At 63.4% G+C, this 14,464-nt stretch carries 14 protein-coding genes; 7 read left to right on the top strand and 7 right to left on the bottom strand.

The window, feature by feature from the left end; genetic code table 11:
• Positions 1-43 precede the first annotated feature (43 nt).
• The 7 genes from N0K08_RS09520 (at position 44) to N0K08_RS09490 (ending at position 5,386) form a co-directional block, all read left to right on the top strand.
• Positions 44-1,234, top strand: coding sequence for a CaiB/BaiF CoA transferase family protein (locus N0K08_RS09520; RefSeq protein WP_261500017.1), 1,191 nt, complete (start codon positions 44-46; stop codon positions 1,232-1,234).
• 91 nt (positions 1,235-1,325) lie between these two features.
• A complete protein-coding gene (locus tag N0K08_RS09515; RefSeq protein WP_261500015.1) occupies positions 1,326-2,441 on the top strand; it encodes a saccharopine dehydrogenase family protein in 1,116 nt (371 codons plus the stop codon).
• Positions 2,438-2,986, top strand: a complete 549-nt coding sequence (locus N0K08_RS09510; protein WP_261500013.1) for a DUF4166 domain-containing protein — start codon at positions 2,438-2,440, stop codon at positions 2,984-2,986. Before N0K08_RS09515 ends, N0K08_RS09510 begins: the two co-directional genes overlap by 4 nt.
• Complete coding sequence (locus N0K08_RS09505; protein ID WP_261500011.1) at positions 2,983-3,372, top strand: thiol-disulfide oxidoreductase DCC family protein; 390 nt, start codon at positions 2,983-2,985, stop codon at positions 3,370-3,372. Before N0K08_RS09510 ends, N0K08_RS09505 begins: the two co-directional genes overlap by 4 nt.
• A gap of 81 nt (positions 3,373-3,453) precedes the next feature.
• Entirely contained in the window at positions 3,454-3,753 is a 300-nt protein-coding gene (locus N0K08_RS09500; protein WP_261500010.1) for a hypothetical protein, read from the top strand.
• Between the two features lie 36 nt (positions 3,754-3,789).
• Positions 3,790-4,335 (top strand): DUF4256 domain-containing protein, encoded by a 546-nt coding sequence (locus N0K08_RS09495; RefSeq protein WP_261500009.1) that lies wholly within the window; start codon positions 3,790-3,792, stop codon positions 4,333-4,335.
• 79 nt (positions 4,336-4,414) lie between these two features.
• Positions 4,415-5,386, top strand: coding sequence for a serine hydrolase domain-containing protein (locus N0K08_RS09490; protein ID WP_261500008.1), 972 nt, complete (start codon positions 4,415-4,417; stop codon positions 5,384-5,386).
• Between the two features lie 248 nt (positions 5,387-5,634).
• On the opposite strand, the gene N0K08_RS09485 is transcribed toward N0K08_RS09490, so the two are convergent.
• The 7 genes from N0K08_RS09485 to N0K08_RS09455 form a co-directional block, all read right to left on the bottom strand.
• Positions 5,635-7,389, bottom strand: a complete 1,755-nt coding sequence (locus N0K08_RS09485; protein ID WP_261500007.1) for a hypothetical protein — start codon at positions 7,387-7,389, stop codon at positions 5,635-5,637.
• Positions 7,386-9,347, bottom strand: coding sequence for a hypothetical protein (locus N0K08_RS09480; RefSeq protein WP_261500005.1), 1,962 nt, complete (start codon positions 9,345-9,347; stop codon positions 7,386-7,388). Before N0K08_RS09480 ends, N0K08_RS09485 begins: the two co-directional genes overlap by 4 nt.
• A 561-nt stretch (positions 9,348-9,908) precedes the next feature.
• Positions 9,909-10,322 (bottom strand): hypothetical protein, encoded by a 414-nt coding sequence (locus N0K08_RS09475; protein WP_261500003.1) that lies wholly within the window; start codon positions 10,320-10,322, stop codon positions 9,909-9,911.
• Positions 10,319-11,245 (bottom strand): zinc dependent phospholipase C family protein, encoded by a 927-nt coding sequence (locus tag N0K08_RS09470; protein ID WP_261500002.1) that lies wholly within the window; start codon positions 11,243-11,245, stop codon positions 10,319-10,321. Before N0K08_RS09470 ends, N0K08_RS09475 begins: the two co-directional genes overlap by 4 nt.
• 203 nt (positions 11,246-11,448) lie before the next feature.
• Positions 11,449-12,321, bottom strand: coding sequence for a hypothetical protein (locus tag N0K08_RS09465; RefSeq protein WP_261500000.1), 873 nt, complete (start codon positions 12,319-12,321; stop codon positions 11,449-11,451).
• Positions 12,322-12,488: 167 nt separating this feature from the next.
• Positions 12,489-13,826: a glycosyltransferase gene (locus N0K08_RS09460; RefSeq protein ID WP_261499999.1), complete on the bottom strand. Its 1,338-nt coding sequence runs from the start codon at positions 13,824-13,826 to the stop codon at positions 12,489-12,491.
• Between the two features lie 136 nt (positions 13,827-13,962).
• The gene (locus N0K08_RS09455) at positions 13,963-14,388 is read right to left on the bottom strand and encodes an SRPBCC family protein (RefSeq protein ID WP_261499998.1); all 426 of its coding nucleotides are present in this window, start codon (positions 14,386-14,388) and stop codon (positions 13,963-13,965) included.
• Positions 14,389-14,464: the final 76 nt, after the last annotated feature.

Raw genomic sequence — 14,464 nt, 5'->3', positions numbered from 1 at the left:
GTTTTCACTCTAAGTAGTAACGATGAGAAGCGAGACAAACCACATGAACGACACGAACCCGACAGACGCAGCGGACAAGGGCAAGACTCCCAACCGTGGCCCGCTCACCGGCATCAAGGTGCTGGATCTCACGGCCGTGGTGCTGGGGCCGGTGGCCACCCAGGTGCTGGCCGATTACGGCGCGGAAGTCATCAAGATCGAGTCTCCCGAAGGCGACCTGATGCGGGCCAACGGCGTGGGCCGCACCCCGGGCATGAGTTCCACCTTCATGAACATCAACCGCAACAAGAGTTCGGTCTGTCTGGACCTCAAGAGTGAGCAGGGCAAGGCGCAGCTGCGCAAACTGATAGCGCAGTGCGACGTGCTGGTGCACAACATCCGCGTCAAGGCGATGGAGCGGCTGGGCTTTGGCTATGCCGCCGCCGCGAAAATCAATCCCTCCATCGTGTACTGCGCGGCCACGGGCTTTGGCGAAGGCGGCGCGTTTTCCGGCCAGCCGGCGTTTGACGACATCATCCAGGGCGCCTGCGGCCTGGCCCATCTGGTGGGTCACGAAAGCGGGGTGCCTGAATACCCGCCCACGCTGCTCGCCGACAAGATCGCCGGCATCTCCACGGCGAATGCCATTCTCGGCGCGCTGGTGCACAAGGCCCGCACCGGCGAAGGCCAGTACGTGGAAGTGCCCATGTTCGAGACCATGGTGGCCTTCACCATGACCGAGCACCTGGGGGGACACGGCTTCCATCCCCACATCGGTGACGCGGGCTATGCCCGGCTGCTGGCGGGCGGCCGCAAGCCTTCGCCCACCAAGGACGGGCATATCGCCTTGCTGCCCTACACCGAGCAGCACTGGAAGGCGTTCTTCCACCGCTTCGGCCGGGGCGACTACATCGACCAGATCAACATCAGCGACCGGACCGAGCGCAACAAGAACATCCAGACCATTTACGCGCAATTGCGTGACATCACGGCGCAGTACACGACCCAGGAAATCCTGGACATTTGCCGCGAAATGGACATCCCGGTGGCGGAGATGTACTCCATCCAGAACATCCAGACGCATCCCCAGGTCGTGAGCACGGCGCTGTTCCAGCGCATGGATCACACGACGGAAGGGGAAGTGGTGGCGACCAGGCCGACCGCATTGTTCTCAAAAACCCCGACCTCGATCTACAAGCAGGCCCCGCGCCTGGGGGACGATACACAGCGGATTCTGCAGTCCTTGGACGAATAGGATCCGCCAATGGCCAGGATGCCGCCAGTCGCAGTGGGGTGGTCGCGATGCGCGCGCAACAGCCCACGCCCGCGACCGGCTAGACTGAGGCATGCACGGATACCGGGTAATGGTCATTGGCGGCTACGGCTTCTTCGGCAGCCGCTTGGTGGCGCGGCTTGCGCGCCAGGAGCGCCTGCACGTCATCGCGGCGGGCCGCTCGGATGCGGCGGCGCGGGCGCTGGTCGAGCGCCTTCAGCCGCATGCGCATGCCACGCTCAGCCATGTGGCATTGGACGCCATGGGCTGGGACTTCACGGCGCACCTGCGGCGGCTGGATGTGAGCCTGGTCATCCACACGTCGGGGCCTTTTCAGGGCCAGGACTATCGCGTCGCCCAGGCCTGTGCCCGGGCGGGCGCGCACTACATCGACCTGGCCGACGGCCGGGACTTCGTCTGCGGTATCGCCAACCTGCAGCAAAGCGCGGCAGCGCAGGGCGTGCTGCTGACCAGCGGTGCGAGCTCGGTGCCTGCGCTGTCCACGGCCGTGATCGACCGGCTCACCGCCGGCATGAGCGCCGTCCACTCCATCGACATAGGCATCAGCCCGGGCAATCGCACGGAGCGCGGCTTGGCCACGGTCACGGCCATTCTGGGTTATTGCGGCAAGCGCCTGCCGTCCACCGGCCCGAAGGCGCAGTTCGGCTGGCTGGGCTCCTGGCGCCATCGCTACCCCGCGCCCGTGGGCACGCGCCTGCTCTCGCCCTGCGATGTGCCCGATCTGGCGCTGTTACCGCAGCGCTACGCGGGCTCGCCGATGGTGCGCTTTGGCGCCGGCCTGGAACTCTCGTGGCTGCATCGCGGCATGAATGCCATGGCCTGGCTGACGCGCCTGGGCCTGGTGCGCGATTGGTCGGTCCATGCGGGCGGGCTCAAACGCATGGCCGATGGCTTCAAGGCCTGGGGCAGCGATGCGGGCGCCATGCATGTCTGCGTCCAAGGCCTTGACGCGCAAGGCGCTTGGCGCGAGCGCAACTGGGTGCTGGTCGCCGGCTCGGGCGACGGCCCCTTTGTTCCCACTCTCGCCGCGACGGCCCTGGTGCGCAAGCTGGCCGCGGGCACACTGGCCTGCACCGGCGCCCGCCCATGCATGGGCTTGCTGACCCTGGAAGATTTCATGCGGGAAACGCAAGGCCTGGACATTCACATGCGGGAGCTCATGCCATGACGGCCATCACGTCCATGTACGAACAGGTGATGGGGGCCGAGTTCTCCACGCTGGGGGCTGCAGTGCAGCGCTTTCATCGCCTCGCCGGCCGCCACGAACTCCATGGCTGGGTCGAGACCCTGGCGCCGCAATCCTGGCCCGCCAGGCTGCTGGCATGGTGCCTGGGCACGCCGACGCAGGCCAGCCAGGGCCCGATCCGCTTCGAGCTGCACGCCCAACCCGATCACGAGACCTGGACCCGTTTCTTCCCGACGCAGACCATGCGCTCGCGCCTGCAGCGCCGTGGCGGTGACATCGTCGAGTCGCTGGGCGCGGCCCGGCTGACGTTCGCGCTGCTCGCGCGCGAGCAAGGCCTGGTGATGCGCTTGCAGCAACTGCACTTCCTGGGCATTCGCTGCCCCGCCTGGCTTGCGCCGCGCATCGTGGCCGAGGAAAGCGGGGAGGGCGGGCAATTGCAGTTTCGCGTGGCGGCGAGCGTCCCCTTCGTGGGTGTCGTCGCCAGTTACCGTGGCCACCTGATACTGCCCGCGCAGGAGTTCGCATGATCGTGGTGTTCGACGCCCAGTGCCTGCTGTGCAACGGCTGGGTGCGGTTTCTGCTCCAGCACGACCGGCGCGGCCGGCTGCAATTTGCCGCGATCCAGGGCGCCGTGGGCCGGCGCCTGCTGGCGGACGCCGGGCTCCAGCCCCAAGGCCTGCAGACGCTGCTGCTGGTCGACGCCGGCCGATCCTGGCAACACACGGGCGCCATCTTGCGCATTCTGCATACCCTGGGCTGGCCCTGGCGCCTGGCCTGGGCCGCCTGGCTGGTGCCCGCGCCTTTGCGCGATGGGCTTTATCGTCTGATCGCGCGCAACCGCTACCGCTGGTTCGGCCGCAGCGAACAGTGCCTGCTGCCGGACGCCGCGCAAGCTGCGCGATTTCTGGAGTGAAAGGGGTCGTACCGAAAGCGCTAATATTTCGCGTGACCCGCCGCTCCACCCTGACCGGGTCACCGCCAATGGAGTGTTCGCATGCTGAGCATCCTGGCCGATCTTTGCATCGGCATTTTCGAATTCATGCTGGATGTGCTGCTGCTGCGCGGCTTGCGCCGCAAGCGCGATAGCCGCCGCCGCAGTCTTGCCGAGGATGCCGTCGAAGTCGCGCGCTTCGAATGGCTCACGCTGGCGCCCATCGCGCTGGCCTGCACTGGCTTGATGCTGGTGCTGGCCTTCGCCGCAGGTGTTCCCGTGGGCTGGAGCGTGGGCATGGGCATCACCGTGGGAGCCATCTGGGGCGCCTGGCGGTACGCCCAATGGGTGCGAGAGCAATGAGTGCATCGCTTGCCCGATGCAACAGGAGCTTACGATATGACGCCACTGCAACGTGAAGTTCTCATCCAGACCCTGACGCAACGCTTCGCCCACCATGTGCAGCGCCATGCGGGGATAGTCTGGGACACCGTCCGGGCGCGGCTGCAAGCCCAGCCTGACAAGCTGCGGTCGTTGTGCGCGATGGAAAGCAGCGGCGGCGAGCCCGATGTCATCGGCACCGCGGATGCCGGCGGCGCCTATCGTTTCTTTGACTGCAGTCCCGAAAGCCCGCTGGGCCGCAGAAGCCTGTGCTATGACGTCCAGGCGTGGGCCGCCCGCAAGGACAACCGGCCCGAAGGCAACGCCATCGACACGGCTGCCGCCATGGGCATCGCGCTGCTGACTGAGGCGCAATACCGCGAACTGCAGCAGTTCGGCGAGTTCGACCTGAAGACCTCCAGCTGGGTGGCCACCCTACCCGAGGTCAGACAACTGGGCGGCGCGCTGTTCTGCGACCGGCGCTACGGCCAGGTCTTCGTGTATCACAACGGCGCGCAGTCCTACTACGCGGCGCGGGGGTTCAGGGGGATGGTTAGCGTCTGAAACGACAGGCTGTGGGCGCCAGCCCTTCACAAGAAACTCGGGGGACAAGATGCGGAGCTTCGTCATCTGGCTTTTTTCTTTGCTTGCGGCGACGGCTTTTGCGCAGGAGTTGCCGCCTTGGCGCACGGCAACACCCGCAGAGCAGCGCCTTGACGCAGCCGCTTTCGAAGGCTTCGATGAAGGCATCACCACGGCCTTGGGCGATGTCCAGAGCGTGGTGGTCATCCTCCAGGGCCGCAAGGTGTACGAGTACTACCGCGACGGCCATCCCGATACGCTGCGCGACGCGCAGTCCGTCACCAAGAGCGCCTTGGCCCTGCTGGTAGGGACGGCCCTGCAGCGCGGCCAGCTGGACTCGCTGGACCAGCCGGTGGTCCACCTCATTCCAGAGTGGCGCAGCCTCAATCCCGACCCGCGTTCGCAGGCCATCACGCTGAGCCACCTCCTCGCCATGACTTCCGGCTTTGAGACCAACGACAGCGCCGGAACCGCCGAGCCGCTGGCTCCTGCGGTGGCCTGGGCCAGGCCGATCCGGGCAGAGCCCGGCGAACGCTTCGCTTACGACAACAGCGGACCGGCCTTGGTGCAAAGCATTCTCGAACGCATCACCGGCCACCGCATCGCCGACCTGGTGCACGCCCAACTCGTGGTGCCGCTGGCTTTGCGGGAACCGCGGTACGTTCACCACAGCGCATGGATGAGAACGGTGGACATGGCCAAGCTGGGCTGCCTGCTGCTGCAGGACGGCCGCTGGGCCAACCAGCAAGTGCTGCCGCCCGGCTTCGTGGCGGAAATGGTGCGGCCGCACAGCACCGGCGGGCCGCCCGTAGGCCTGCCGTACGGACTGTACTGGTGGGCGGCGACCGGCCCCACCTACATCGCCAGCGGCTACGGCGGCCAGGTCATCTGGGTGCACCCGCCGCTGAACCTGGTGGTCGCCGTGACCTCCACGGTGTCGCAAGATAGCTGGCAACGCGGCCAAGCCATGCTGCTAGCCCGGGGACGCATTTTTCAGGCGGTGCAGAAGCGGTTGGGGGGGAAGGGGAGGTAGGGGGCAGCGCTGCGTCGTCGGCGAAGCTCAACTGGGTGTCATCTTCAGGCTGAATGCTGCCGGTCATTCATCTGTCGTTGATTGGCTGCTGGCGGGGAAAGCAGACAGTGAGCACCTTCGGTTGGCACCTCTGCCCGATAAGTGAAATAGCCAACGTGATCACTCGTAGACAGCGCATCGAGAAAACGCATCTTCATTGCGCGGTAGATGAGATCGAACGGGGCCTGAGTATCCCGACGGGCGGAGTTTCAGAGAGGTGGCACGGCAGGGCCTGTAGATTCTGCTTCGTCGCGCGATACGTAGCTGTTCAAGTAGTACCACATCGATGCGGGAACGGGTGTCCTGAAGTGCCGACATGCTATAAAGTCCAACGGCCACAAGCCCATTGCCAATGCCGGCGAGTTCTCTTCCCATCGAAGGCGGCCGGTCGCGTTGAACTGCGCGATACGGTCGCGCAAACTTCGCGCCGATGTTGGCAAGGCGTAGGGAGCCTCTGTGCTACCACTACCTTGGTGTGCGGGACCAAAATACCAAGTTGCAGCCCAATCTGCTGTTGGATGCCATAGCTGGCTGCCGAGGTCTGGATATTCTTTGGCATGGTTCTCGGCGAGGTTCTGATAAGCGTCGTCCTGGCCCAGCATCACGCACCAAGACGCCATGGTGGCCAGCAACCAAGAGTGGCGGCGCATCAGGCCTTTGAATTCGTCGGTGCCATGCACGTCGAGCTCGATCAGGTCGTCGAACGAGTCGGTGCCCACCGGGAACATTCGATCGAGCATGAACACGAGGTTTAGCCGCCCCGAGATCTCGGCACTCCACCAACGCGCCAGATCGTGTCGCCCCGCTTGAATAAACAACACTAGGGCCAAGCAGATGTCGATCACCTGTGCATCCAGCCGCGGAGAGGCTGCCGCTTCATGATTGCGAATCATCGCGGCAAGTGCAGTCGCGAACTCGTTGGAGCGTGCCCGCCACGCGTCATCTTGGCCCGACTCCACCAAGGCTGCCGACAGTCCGATTGAAGCGAGTAGACCAACCTGTTCAAGCAGCATCACCGAATACTCGGCCCCTTCCCTCGTGTACCCCGACAGACCGTCCTTCACATGGATGTGCGCAACCACGGCGTCGTAGTAGCGACTGGCTGCTTGCAGGTAAGAACGCCAGATCTCCCGAATTACCTCATCGACGTCCTGGCGCTGTTGCAGCGACTGCAGGACGACACGGTGGAAGCACCACAGCAGCGTACGTTCCATTACCCAAAGCGCCTGGCGTCGCTCGCCCTCGCTGTCAGCCCAGTGCGAGCAGACCAAGGCCGCCAGATGTACCCGGCGAAGTGCCTTGATGAGTGTCGGGGCGGTTTGCTGGGCACCTACCTCACTCAACTGACCGTCGGGGGCGACACCCAGTTGACGAAGCATGAGTCGACAAAGGTGCTCGAACCGGTAGTCACTGTCGACGCTCATCACCAGTGCCTTACGGAGATCGGCACGATCCTGACCGTCAAAGAGGTGTTCGTTCAGCAGGTGTGCCTCAACCAAGTCGGACACCTTGTCTGCACCCCAGAACTCGAAGCGGAGCTGGGGGTAACGTGCGGCAAAGCCTGCCCAGTTAGGCTGCACCTCTTGGCCAAGGTCGCCGGTGGTTGCCAACACGATCACTTTGCGGTGGTCCTTGTACTCGGACGGCACGTGGCTGGCGAGCCAAACATCGATGATTTCGTCGATGCTCTCACGCACGGTATTGGGGTCCCCGGTCCAAGTGCGTCGCCCGATATCGCCCTGCTTGATGACGAACAGCAGCAACTCGTCGACGCCATCCACTGGAGATCGACCTGCCGCAGGGAAATCGACGCCGAACTGGCGGACGCCGGCCTTGGGTTTGACCAATGGCACGTAGCCCATCTGCGTTAACAACTCGGGCAGTAGCCGGTCGAACTCATCGCGCTCGCGAAGTGTGCGCAAGTAGTGCGAGAGTGCCAGGCGCATCGGGTTACCGGCATTCATGTGGGATCCCGTTCGGCCGTGCGCATTTGCAGTCTTCGGTAGGCACTTCCAATTGGATCGAGCACCTCGCGCCTAGGCATCTCGAACGAAACCGAGTGAGATGCAAAGTGCAACGGCTCGGTCCAGGATTCGCCCTGGTGTTGGAAGCTCGTCTCGCCGGCTTTGATGTGCACATGCGTCACAAGCTGAGCAAAGACTGATTGTTTCCGTGCATCGCGAATGGAACTCTGCATCGCCTTGTCACGAGCCTTCGCGAAGTCGCGGCGCAAGGCCATTGGCACTGCTAGTTCGCGTAGACGCGGCAAGGCTTGCAGCGCCGCCATGTCGGCGTCCAGCTGCATCGCAATGCTGCCCAACAGCTCCCGAGTGTCAGCGTCAGTCTCCTGCTCAGCTCGCCTTCGTACAGCGTCACTTGTAGTTCCTGGGTAGTCATAGCCGAGTTCCTCATACAGCATCCAACGCAGAAAGGGGAATACCCGTGCCTTCGCGTTCCGCAAGTCCAGCAAGGACAGTGCTAGCGAGAGCATCTGCTGGGCCTCAAGCAGGAAGCCAAGCATCCGCTTGACCAGATACAAAAGATCGGCCTCCGTGGCAGTGTCGAGTACCGTTCGATCAAACTCGATCGTCACGCGGCCGTCAGTGCGCAACTCTGCGACTATGCCCGCAGCTGCATTCGCAGTTGCCTGGCCATCGGCAAGCATCCAACGGGTGAACACGCGGGACATCAGCGGTGGATGGGACCTCAGTGCTTGCGCACAAGCATCGAAGCGATCCGCGAACTCGCGCTTACCTGCAGTCGAGCCGAGGTGGGCACGGACCCAAGCCTCGAGGAACTCGAGCACCGGCTCGACGTGCGGTGACTCTGGGTTCAGGAGCTTAGAGAGACTGTAGTCCAGCTCGTCCAGTGCCCAGTCGAACCCATCGTCTAGTCCGACACACAGCGGGAGCCATTCGAAGTAAATGCCTGCCTGCAGTAGGTCCTCGTCGTTGCGCGACAAAGCTTGCGCAATGTACGCGGCCGCGTTCTGATCCCCTTCGGCGATGCGTGCACGCAAGGGCTCATCGAAAGTTCGCCGAAGGTGGAGGACGGCGCAGGCGGCGCGTACTCCGGCCTGGCGTGGTTCGATATCCTCGCCTGTTATGCGGAGCAGGATGGGGGCGTCCAAAGCTGGTGCCAGCTCAGCCAATAGGCTAGGCTCCGCAAGCATGCGACCAGCAATCCAGCAAGTGACGTCGTGAAGCTCGGCCAGGTCAGAGCGCGTGTCTACTTCCAAGAGGAGTGAGATCGAGGCCTGCTGGTCTGATGTGAACCACGCCATCCAGACGGCGCCAAGTAGGTCCCCACGAGTCTTGAGCGGCAGTGTTAGCAGCATCTCAACCATGTCACGTGCAGCTACTGACTTACGAGAAAACCAACGCGACAGAGCGTGATAAAAAGCTCCGCTGGCTAGGTCGTTTGCCGTGTGCGGCCGCTCCGCATCGGACAGTGCGATCACCTCTGGGAGGTCGACCATGTCCAGATAGGGTAAGGTGGCTTGGACGAGGTGCAGTGCGGCGAAGACATCAGACGGCCTAGTGATGCGGGTGGTCGCCAGGCGCAGGATGCTGGCCCACGGGTGGACGGCCGCCAGAAACCTTCCGCTGGCCATGTCGGGGTTACCAATCTCGCGGCGCCAAAGGTCATAGGCCACAGTCCACACTGCCTGATCGTCAAATGGAGGACTTCCCAACTCTGCAAAAGCATCTGCTGCTGCCGCCGCGTTCCGATCTTCTAGGCGCGCGAAACGCAACTTGCCGTTATCGACCGATGTACCGGGGGTGGTGGAAAGGTCGAACTGAGCTCCGGAAGGAATCTCGATCTCGAGTCCGCCGCGATCGACTGTTTGAAGTTGACGCGCAAGTTTTTCGGCGGTCACCTGCCGCTGAGTTTCGATCGTAGGTTCGGGTTGTGACGTCATGATTGTGGGAATCGTAGCGGCCTTGCGCTGTTACTAATAGCCTGACGGAATCGCCCTACAGAACGGACTCCCGATCGCTACGGAGCCGGCGGACACATTCGCAAGCACGGCTGCGGACTGGACGCGGATATCCGACTTAAGCAGGCTTGGCATGGAAGGATTCGACAGAAAATAAACGTAACCAGACATGAGCGAAGATTAACCATTGTGCTGTCACGAGGAGTGGCAACCAAGCGCACGTAGCACCATCGTCCAGCGGAATGTGGTCCCTTTTACTGGTCGTAGGGGTAAGAGGCCCGGCCCAGGAACGGTGAAGGCCGCCGATGAGCCATTCTCTGGCAAGGATTTGCATCGCGCGCGAAGACGCCCCACATCCTGGAACTCAATTGGCTCACCTAGTCAGTGACTGCTTTGCGGCCCCAACATGCCATCCCCAAGACAAGGGTGGGCGGCTGCAATCGCTGCAAAGCAGTCATCACCCTCCTGGCAGAAGACTGCCTCGGGCCAACACCCGTCGGCCCGGCCCCTTGTGCCCCCCCCCATGCCTCCAGCCTGCGCCACTCAGCGCGCACAAGTGTGCTTCAAATCCAAGCTGAACTCACAGCGGTCGTTGACGTTCTGGCTCCAGCGGTGCACATCCAAGCGGGCCGTGCAGCCCGCGTCTTCCAAAAGCGGCCTGGCATTGGGGGCCTCGCACACCAGCACGGCGGAGTCGCGGTCTGCGCGAAGGACCTTGACGGTTCGTCCGGCAAAGGGTTTGAGCAGGGCGGGGTCATGCGCCGTGGCTGCCTGCAGCAGCTGGGTCTCGTCCAGGCCGTCGGCGGAGCGCTGGTAGCGAACGGTCACGTCGACGGCCGCTGAAACCTTGGTCAGCGACGAGGCCATGGCATTCATGTCGCGCTCGTTGATGGGCAGGGCGCAGCCACCGAGCAGCGCGACGGCCAGCATGCCGCCGTAGATGAAGTTGCGATTCATGCGTTGGCTCCCCAGAAGACGAGCTTTCCGGTCTGCACGCTGCGGCCGGTATCCAGATTCCAGTCCTCCAGGCTATCCAGCGCATCCGAGCGGCCCTGGATCAAGGCGTCATCCAGCCCCTTCCAGACCAGCAGTACGTTCGAGCGCGCGCGCATGAAAAGGGCTAGGTAGTCCATGGGGCCTTCCGGGGTCTGCAGGGCGTGGATAAAGCTGAAGTCGATGTCCTGCTCGCGGGGATAGGAAAGATTCAAGCCCGCGCTGATATGCCGGGAAAAAGGAAACAGGTGGTTGAGGGTGCCCATGGCGGCCAGAATGTCGCGGAAGCCGCAGTGCCAGGCGCTGGGCAAGGGCTGGCCGGAAACGCTGTCGGAGTAGGCCGCCTTGAGCATGGACAGCCACAGCTGCTGGATGGTCGGGTCCATCTGGTCTTCGGCATCCACGGCATGGCAGGCGGCGATACCGCTGGCCAGGTGGGCGGTCAGGCCCACATCGCCGACATTCATCACGCGCGGAAAAATGAAGGCGTCCTGGTGCATTTCGCAGCGGCGATGCTCACCCTTGTTGTCCTGATAGGGCCCGACGCGCAACTCCACAACCGGGTGAATCGTTATGTCCGTGGCCATATGGGCGGCAAAGCCAAAAAGCCAGGCCGTCGCCTTGGGCTGCTGGTGGGCGGGCAGCTGAAAAACTTCCGCCACACCGCAGCGCAGCAAGCTGGCGTTGCGCGTGTAGTGCATCGCATCGGCCCATTTGCTCTGGCCTCTCTTGAGCGTGAGATACGGGTAGTCGGGGCTGACGGAGCCCAGCTCCACGTATTTCAGATAGCGCCCCAGGTGGAGCAGCGTTTCCTCGCGCAGGCCCACGGTATCCGCCAGTTTTTGGGCGTCGTTGACCACCGAGATATGGGCGTAGGCTCCTGGCATGCAAACTCCTGAATGTTTCCGACAGCGTCTGCGCCAGGACCTGGGCAAGCGATGCTGCATCGTACTATGCAGCATGGGGATTCAGAGGCTGGGTTAACGCGGCAAGGCCGTACCGCCCATGGGCGCGCGGGCGCAGGACATCAGCGCCGCGCGCGCGCCGGGCAAGCCTGCGGCGAGATGCAGCTTGCCGGGGGCGTCCGCTGTCAGCGGCTCACGCGTGCGCCAGTGCGCATGTCGACGACCGAACCGTCGACCAGGCTGATCCGGTAGAGCTCGCGCGTCACGTTGCCGGCGAATGCCAGCTCGACGATGGACACTTCACGGAAGGTGGTGTCTATGCCGTTGGGCAGGACGCCGTTGAGCTGTTCGGCGAGCTGGTTCATCGACGTCTGCAGCGCCGGCGTGAACAGGGCCATGCTGTAGACCAGCGTGTTGTGCGGGTTGTGGGCGCGCAGTTCCTTGCCGTCCTTCATGACGTTGACGCCGCTCACGCCCATGGTCTTGACGAGTTCCCGGCCGGGTTCGGCCATCTTGGCGTACACGGGGCCGGTCACGCGTGGCAGCGGTCCATCGCGCAGCGGCGCCATGGCCGCTGTGGCGCGGGTGTTGAACGCCATCATGTCCTCGAAGCCCTGGCCGCTTTTGACGATGCCCAGATCGAGCCACCAGGGGTGGCCCGCACCCTTGGCCGCCTCGGTCGTGTAGAAGGACTTGAGTGTCAGGCGGATGGGCGCGGGTGGCTTGGGCAGCGCCTTGAGCATCTTCTGCGGCGTGCTCGGATCGGCGCTGTGGATGTGCACCACCGTGACGTGCGGCAGGTTGGGGTTGTCCGCTTCGGTCTGCAGGCCCATCTTCAGCAAGTGCTGTTTCACGGGTGCGTTGACCTTCGCGTCGAGAACGCTAGTGACATCTTGCGGCAGGAGGTAGACCACCCCATAGGTGGTCTGGTGCGTCCGGAACTCGGCTTGGCCGAGGGTGCTGTTGTCGATGGGGGCTACCGATGGGCCCGTTGTGCCGCAGGCCGACAGCAGCGAAGCCAGGAGGAAACTGACAGGCAAGGGTCGCAGGATGCGCATTGAAACTCCAGACATGGTGATCGGAAAGGGCATCGGTACGGGTTGTACCGGCCCTGGACATTCATCCGAAACCCATGCTAGCGAGGCGATGTGACAATTGATTACGCGTGCCGGCCCGGGCATGCTGCACGCGGAAGACATCCTGACCTGGGGGACATCGCTGTCCGTCATCTTGGGCTTGCGGCCGTCCCGAAGAGCGCGGCTTCCGCTCGTTCCAACAACCAAGACAACTCGTGCTTTTGAGCCATCTTTTGCCCGATGGTGCTGCATGCCTGTGCGACATCGGGGGAGGCCAGCAAATGGGCCAGTCGTGTTTGCATTCGCCCGACGGACAAACGCTTTGCCAGCAGTACCTCGGCGACACCCAGTCGCTTGGCACGAAGACCGTTGTCGAACTGATCGTAGGCGAATGGCACGATCAGTTGAGGCGTTCCTGCACGAAAGGCGTCAGCGGTTGTGCCAATACCACCGTGGTGCACCACCGCGGCCGCGCGGGGCAGCAGCGAAGCGAAAGGCACATGTGCTTGCCACATGACGCTGGATGGCAGCGAATCGGGCAGTTGCGCAGTATGGGGGGTGACAAAGAGCCCCCGCCGACCCAGCCGCTGCAACGCCTTCAACGCGGTATGGAAATACCGCCCAGCGTGCTGATGCCCGGTACCTGGGGTGAAAACAATCGGTGGCGTGCCGCTGCACAGAAACGCCTCCAACTCGGGCGCCAGCGCCACCTTGCTTGGCGCGGCGCTACCCACAAACTCGCCTGCCGAGAAAGATGGCGGCCAATCCGGCTGAACGGGCGCGTACCAGTTGGGAAACAATCCAAGCGAAGCATTGGGCGCCGTCAACAGGTGCTCAAAAAAATGCGGCAGCGGAGGCAGCCCGATCTGAGTTCGCGCGGCATTGAGGCTGGGCAAGGTGACCGGATCAATCCAGCCCTTGTTGATCAGTTTCCACAGCGCCTGTCGCCAAGGGATCGGAATCCAATCGGGTATGCGCAAGGATCCGGCGGTCAGCATGTCGTGACTGCTGCACAGATTGGATGGCGCCAGGTGGCAGGCAACAATGTGCAAGTCGGGGCGAACAGACCTGGCCAACGCTGCCATCGGCACCAGAATCGGGTGGCTCAACACCACGCAAGAGTCATCGGCGGGAAGCTGCTGAACGAGCTCACGCAGGGCGCCAAGGTGCGGCACCAGCCCACGCCAGATCACGCCCCAACCCTTGCGTTCATCCCAAAGGCCTGGGTCATTCAGCAGGACCTGCCATTCGCCACGGGTGCCGAAGGTCTGGCAAGGCAACCCTGCCGCCACAACGATGGACTCATGGAATTTCGGCACCAGCATCAACACGCGGTGTCCGCGCTCCAGCAGGCCCTGGCCCAGCGTAATGAAGGGCAATATGTCGCCGCCTGTTCCGCTGGTAGCGACGACGATGAGCGGGTTGGGAGTCTGATGGCGGACACCCTGCGGCAAGGTGAATGTCGGCGGCTTGCTGCGGTCAGTCATGGTTCCATCCCAATTCCCTGGTCGTTGTGGTCTTCATCGTAGCCATGCTGGCGCCTGAACGGTCCGCGCCATCTCTGGAAGATGCATGGGCCCTGACATCAATCAAATGGCTTGCACGCAAGCCGAGGCGATTCAATCAGGTCTTGCTGTGGCGTTGCTCCGCATACGTTTTCAGCGACTGCATGGTTCGCGGCAGGCCTGTCTTCAGCTGCTTGGCAACGCCAGGCCCGAACAAGGAGGCCAGGGCGCCCGTGAACCAGACGCGGTGAGCGACTTCCGAGCCGCCATCCACCTGCGACACCGTGTGCTCGAAGTGCATGCGAAACAGCGGGATGTGGCCCTCCACGGTGAACGACCGGCCTTCGGAGCGCTCGGTGACGACCATTGGCACGCCCATGCCCTTTTTGGGAACGATCCGCCCCTTTGTGCCGACGGCAAACGGCCCATGGAGACGGGCTTGCTTGGTGTCCGGGTCCCAGAGATGCCATTGGTCGACTTCGCTCCAGATGTGGTCGATGACCATGGGCGGGACGGCGATGTGGATGCGTTCTTCGATATGCATGGGTGGGATGATCTCTCCGATGTGACTTCAGCCAGCCGCCGCGGGTGGGTCTGCTGGAAGGCAGGGCCGGACAGTT

Origin of the sequence: Acidovorax bellezanensis (assembly GCF_025421555.1) — a bacterium.
GTDB lineage: Bacteria > Pseudomonadota > Gammaproteobacteria > Burkholderiales > Burkholderiaceae_C > Comamonas > Comamonas bellezanensis.
The sequence above is the reverse complement of the archived record's forward strand: the minus strand, read 5'-3'. Positions and strand labels throughout refer to the sequence as shown.

Bases quoted from the DNA above. Each gene is read 5' to 3' on its own strand.
- N0K08_RS09460 (WP_261499999.1), bottom strand. From the start codon at position 13,826: ATGACTGACCGCAGCAAGCCGCCGACATTCACCTTGCCGCAGGGTGTC.
- N0K08_RS09495 (WP_261500009.1), top strand. From the start codon at position 3,790: ATGACGCCACTGCAACGTGAAGTTCTCATCCAGACCCTGACGCAACGC.
- N0K08_RS09520 (WP_261500017.1), top strand. From the start codon at position 44: ATGAACGACACGAACCCGACAGACGCAGCGGACAAGGGCAAGACTCCC.
- N0K08_RS09465 (WP_261500000.1), bottom strand. From the start codon at position 12,321: ATGCGCATCCTGCGACCCTTGCCTGTCAGTTTCCTCCTGGCTTCGCTG.
- N0K08_RS09485 (WP_261500007.1), bottom strand. From the start codon at position 7,389: ATGAATGCCGGTAACCCGATGCGCCTGGCACTCTCGCACTACTTGCGC.
- N0K08_RS09475 (WP_261500003.1), bottom strand. From the start codon at position 10,322: ATGAATCGCAACTTCATCTACGGCGGCATGCTGGCCGTCGCGCTGCTC.
- N0K08_RS09510 (WP_261500013.1), top strand. From the start codon at position 2,438: ATGACGGCCATCACGTCCATGTACGAACAGGTGATGGGGGCCGAGTTC.
- N0K08_RS09480 (WP_261500005.1), bottom strand. From the start codon at position 9,347: ATGACGTCACAACCCGAACCTACGATCGAAACTCAGCGGCAGGTGACC.
- N0K08_RS09515 (WP_261500015.1), top strand. From the start codon at position 1,326: ATGCACGGATACCGGGTAATGGTCATTGGCGGCTACGGCTTCTTCGGC.
- N0K08_RS09500 (WP_261500010.1), top strand. From the start codon at position 3,454: ATGCTGAGCATCCTGGCCGATCTTTGCATCGGCATTTTCGAATTCATG.
- N0K08_RS09455 (WP_261499998.1), bottom strand. From the start codon at position 14,388: ATGCATATCGAAGAACGCATCCACATCGCCGTCCCGCCCATGGTCATC.
- N0K08_RS09505 (WP_261500011.1), top strand. From the start codon at position 2,983: ATGATCGTGGTGTTCGACGCCCAGTGCCTGCTGTGCAACGGCTGGGTG.
- N0K08_RS09470 (WP_261500002.1), bottom strand. From the start codon at position 11,245: ATGCCAGGAGCCTACGCCCATATCTCGGTGGTCAACGACGCCCAAAAA.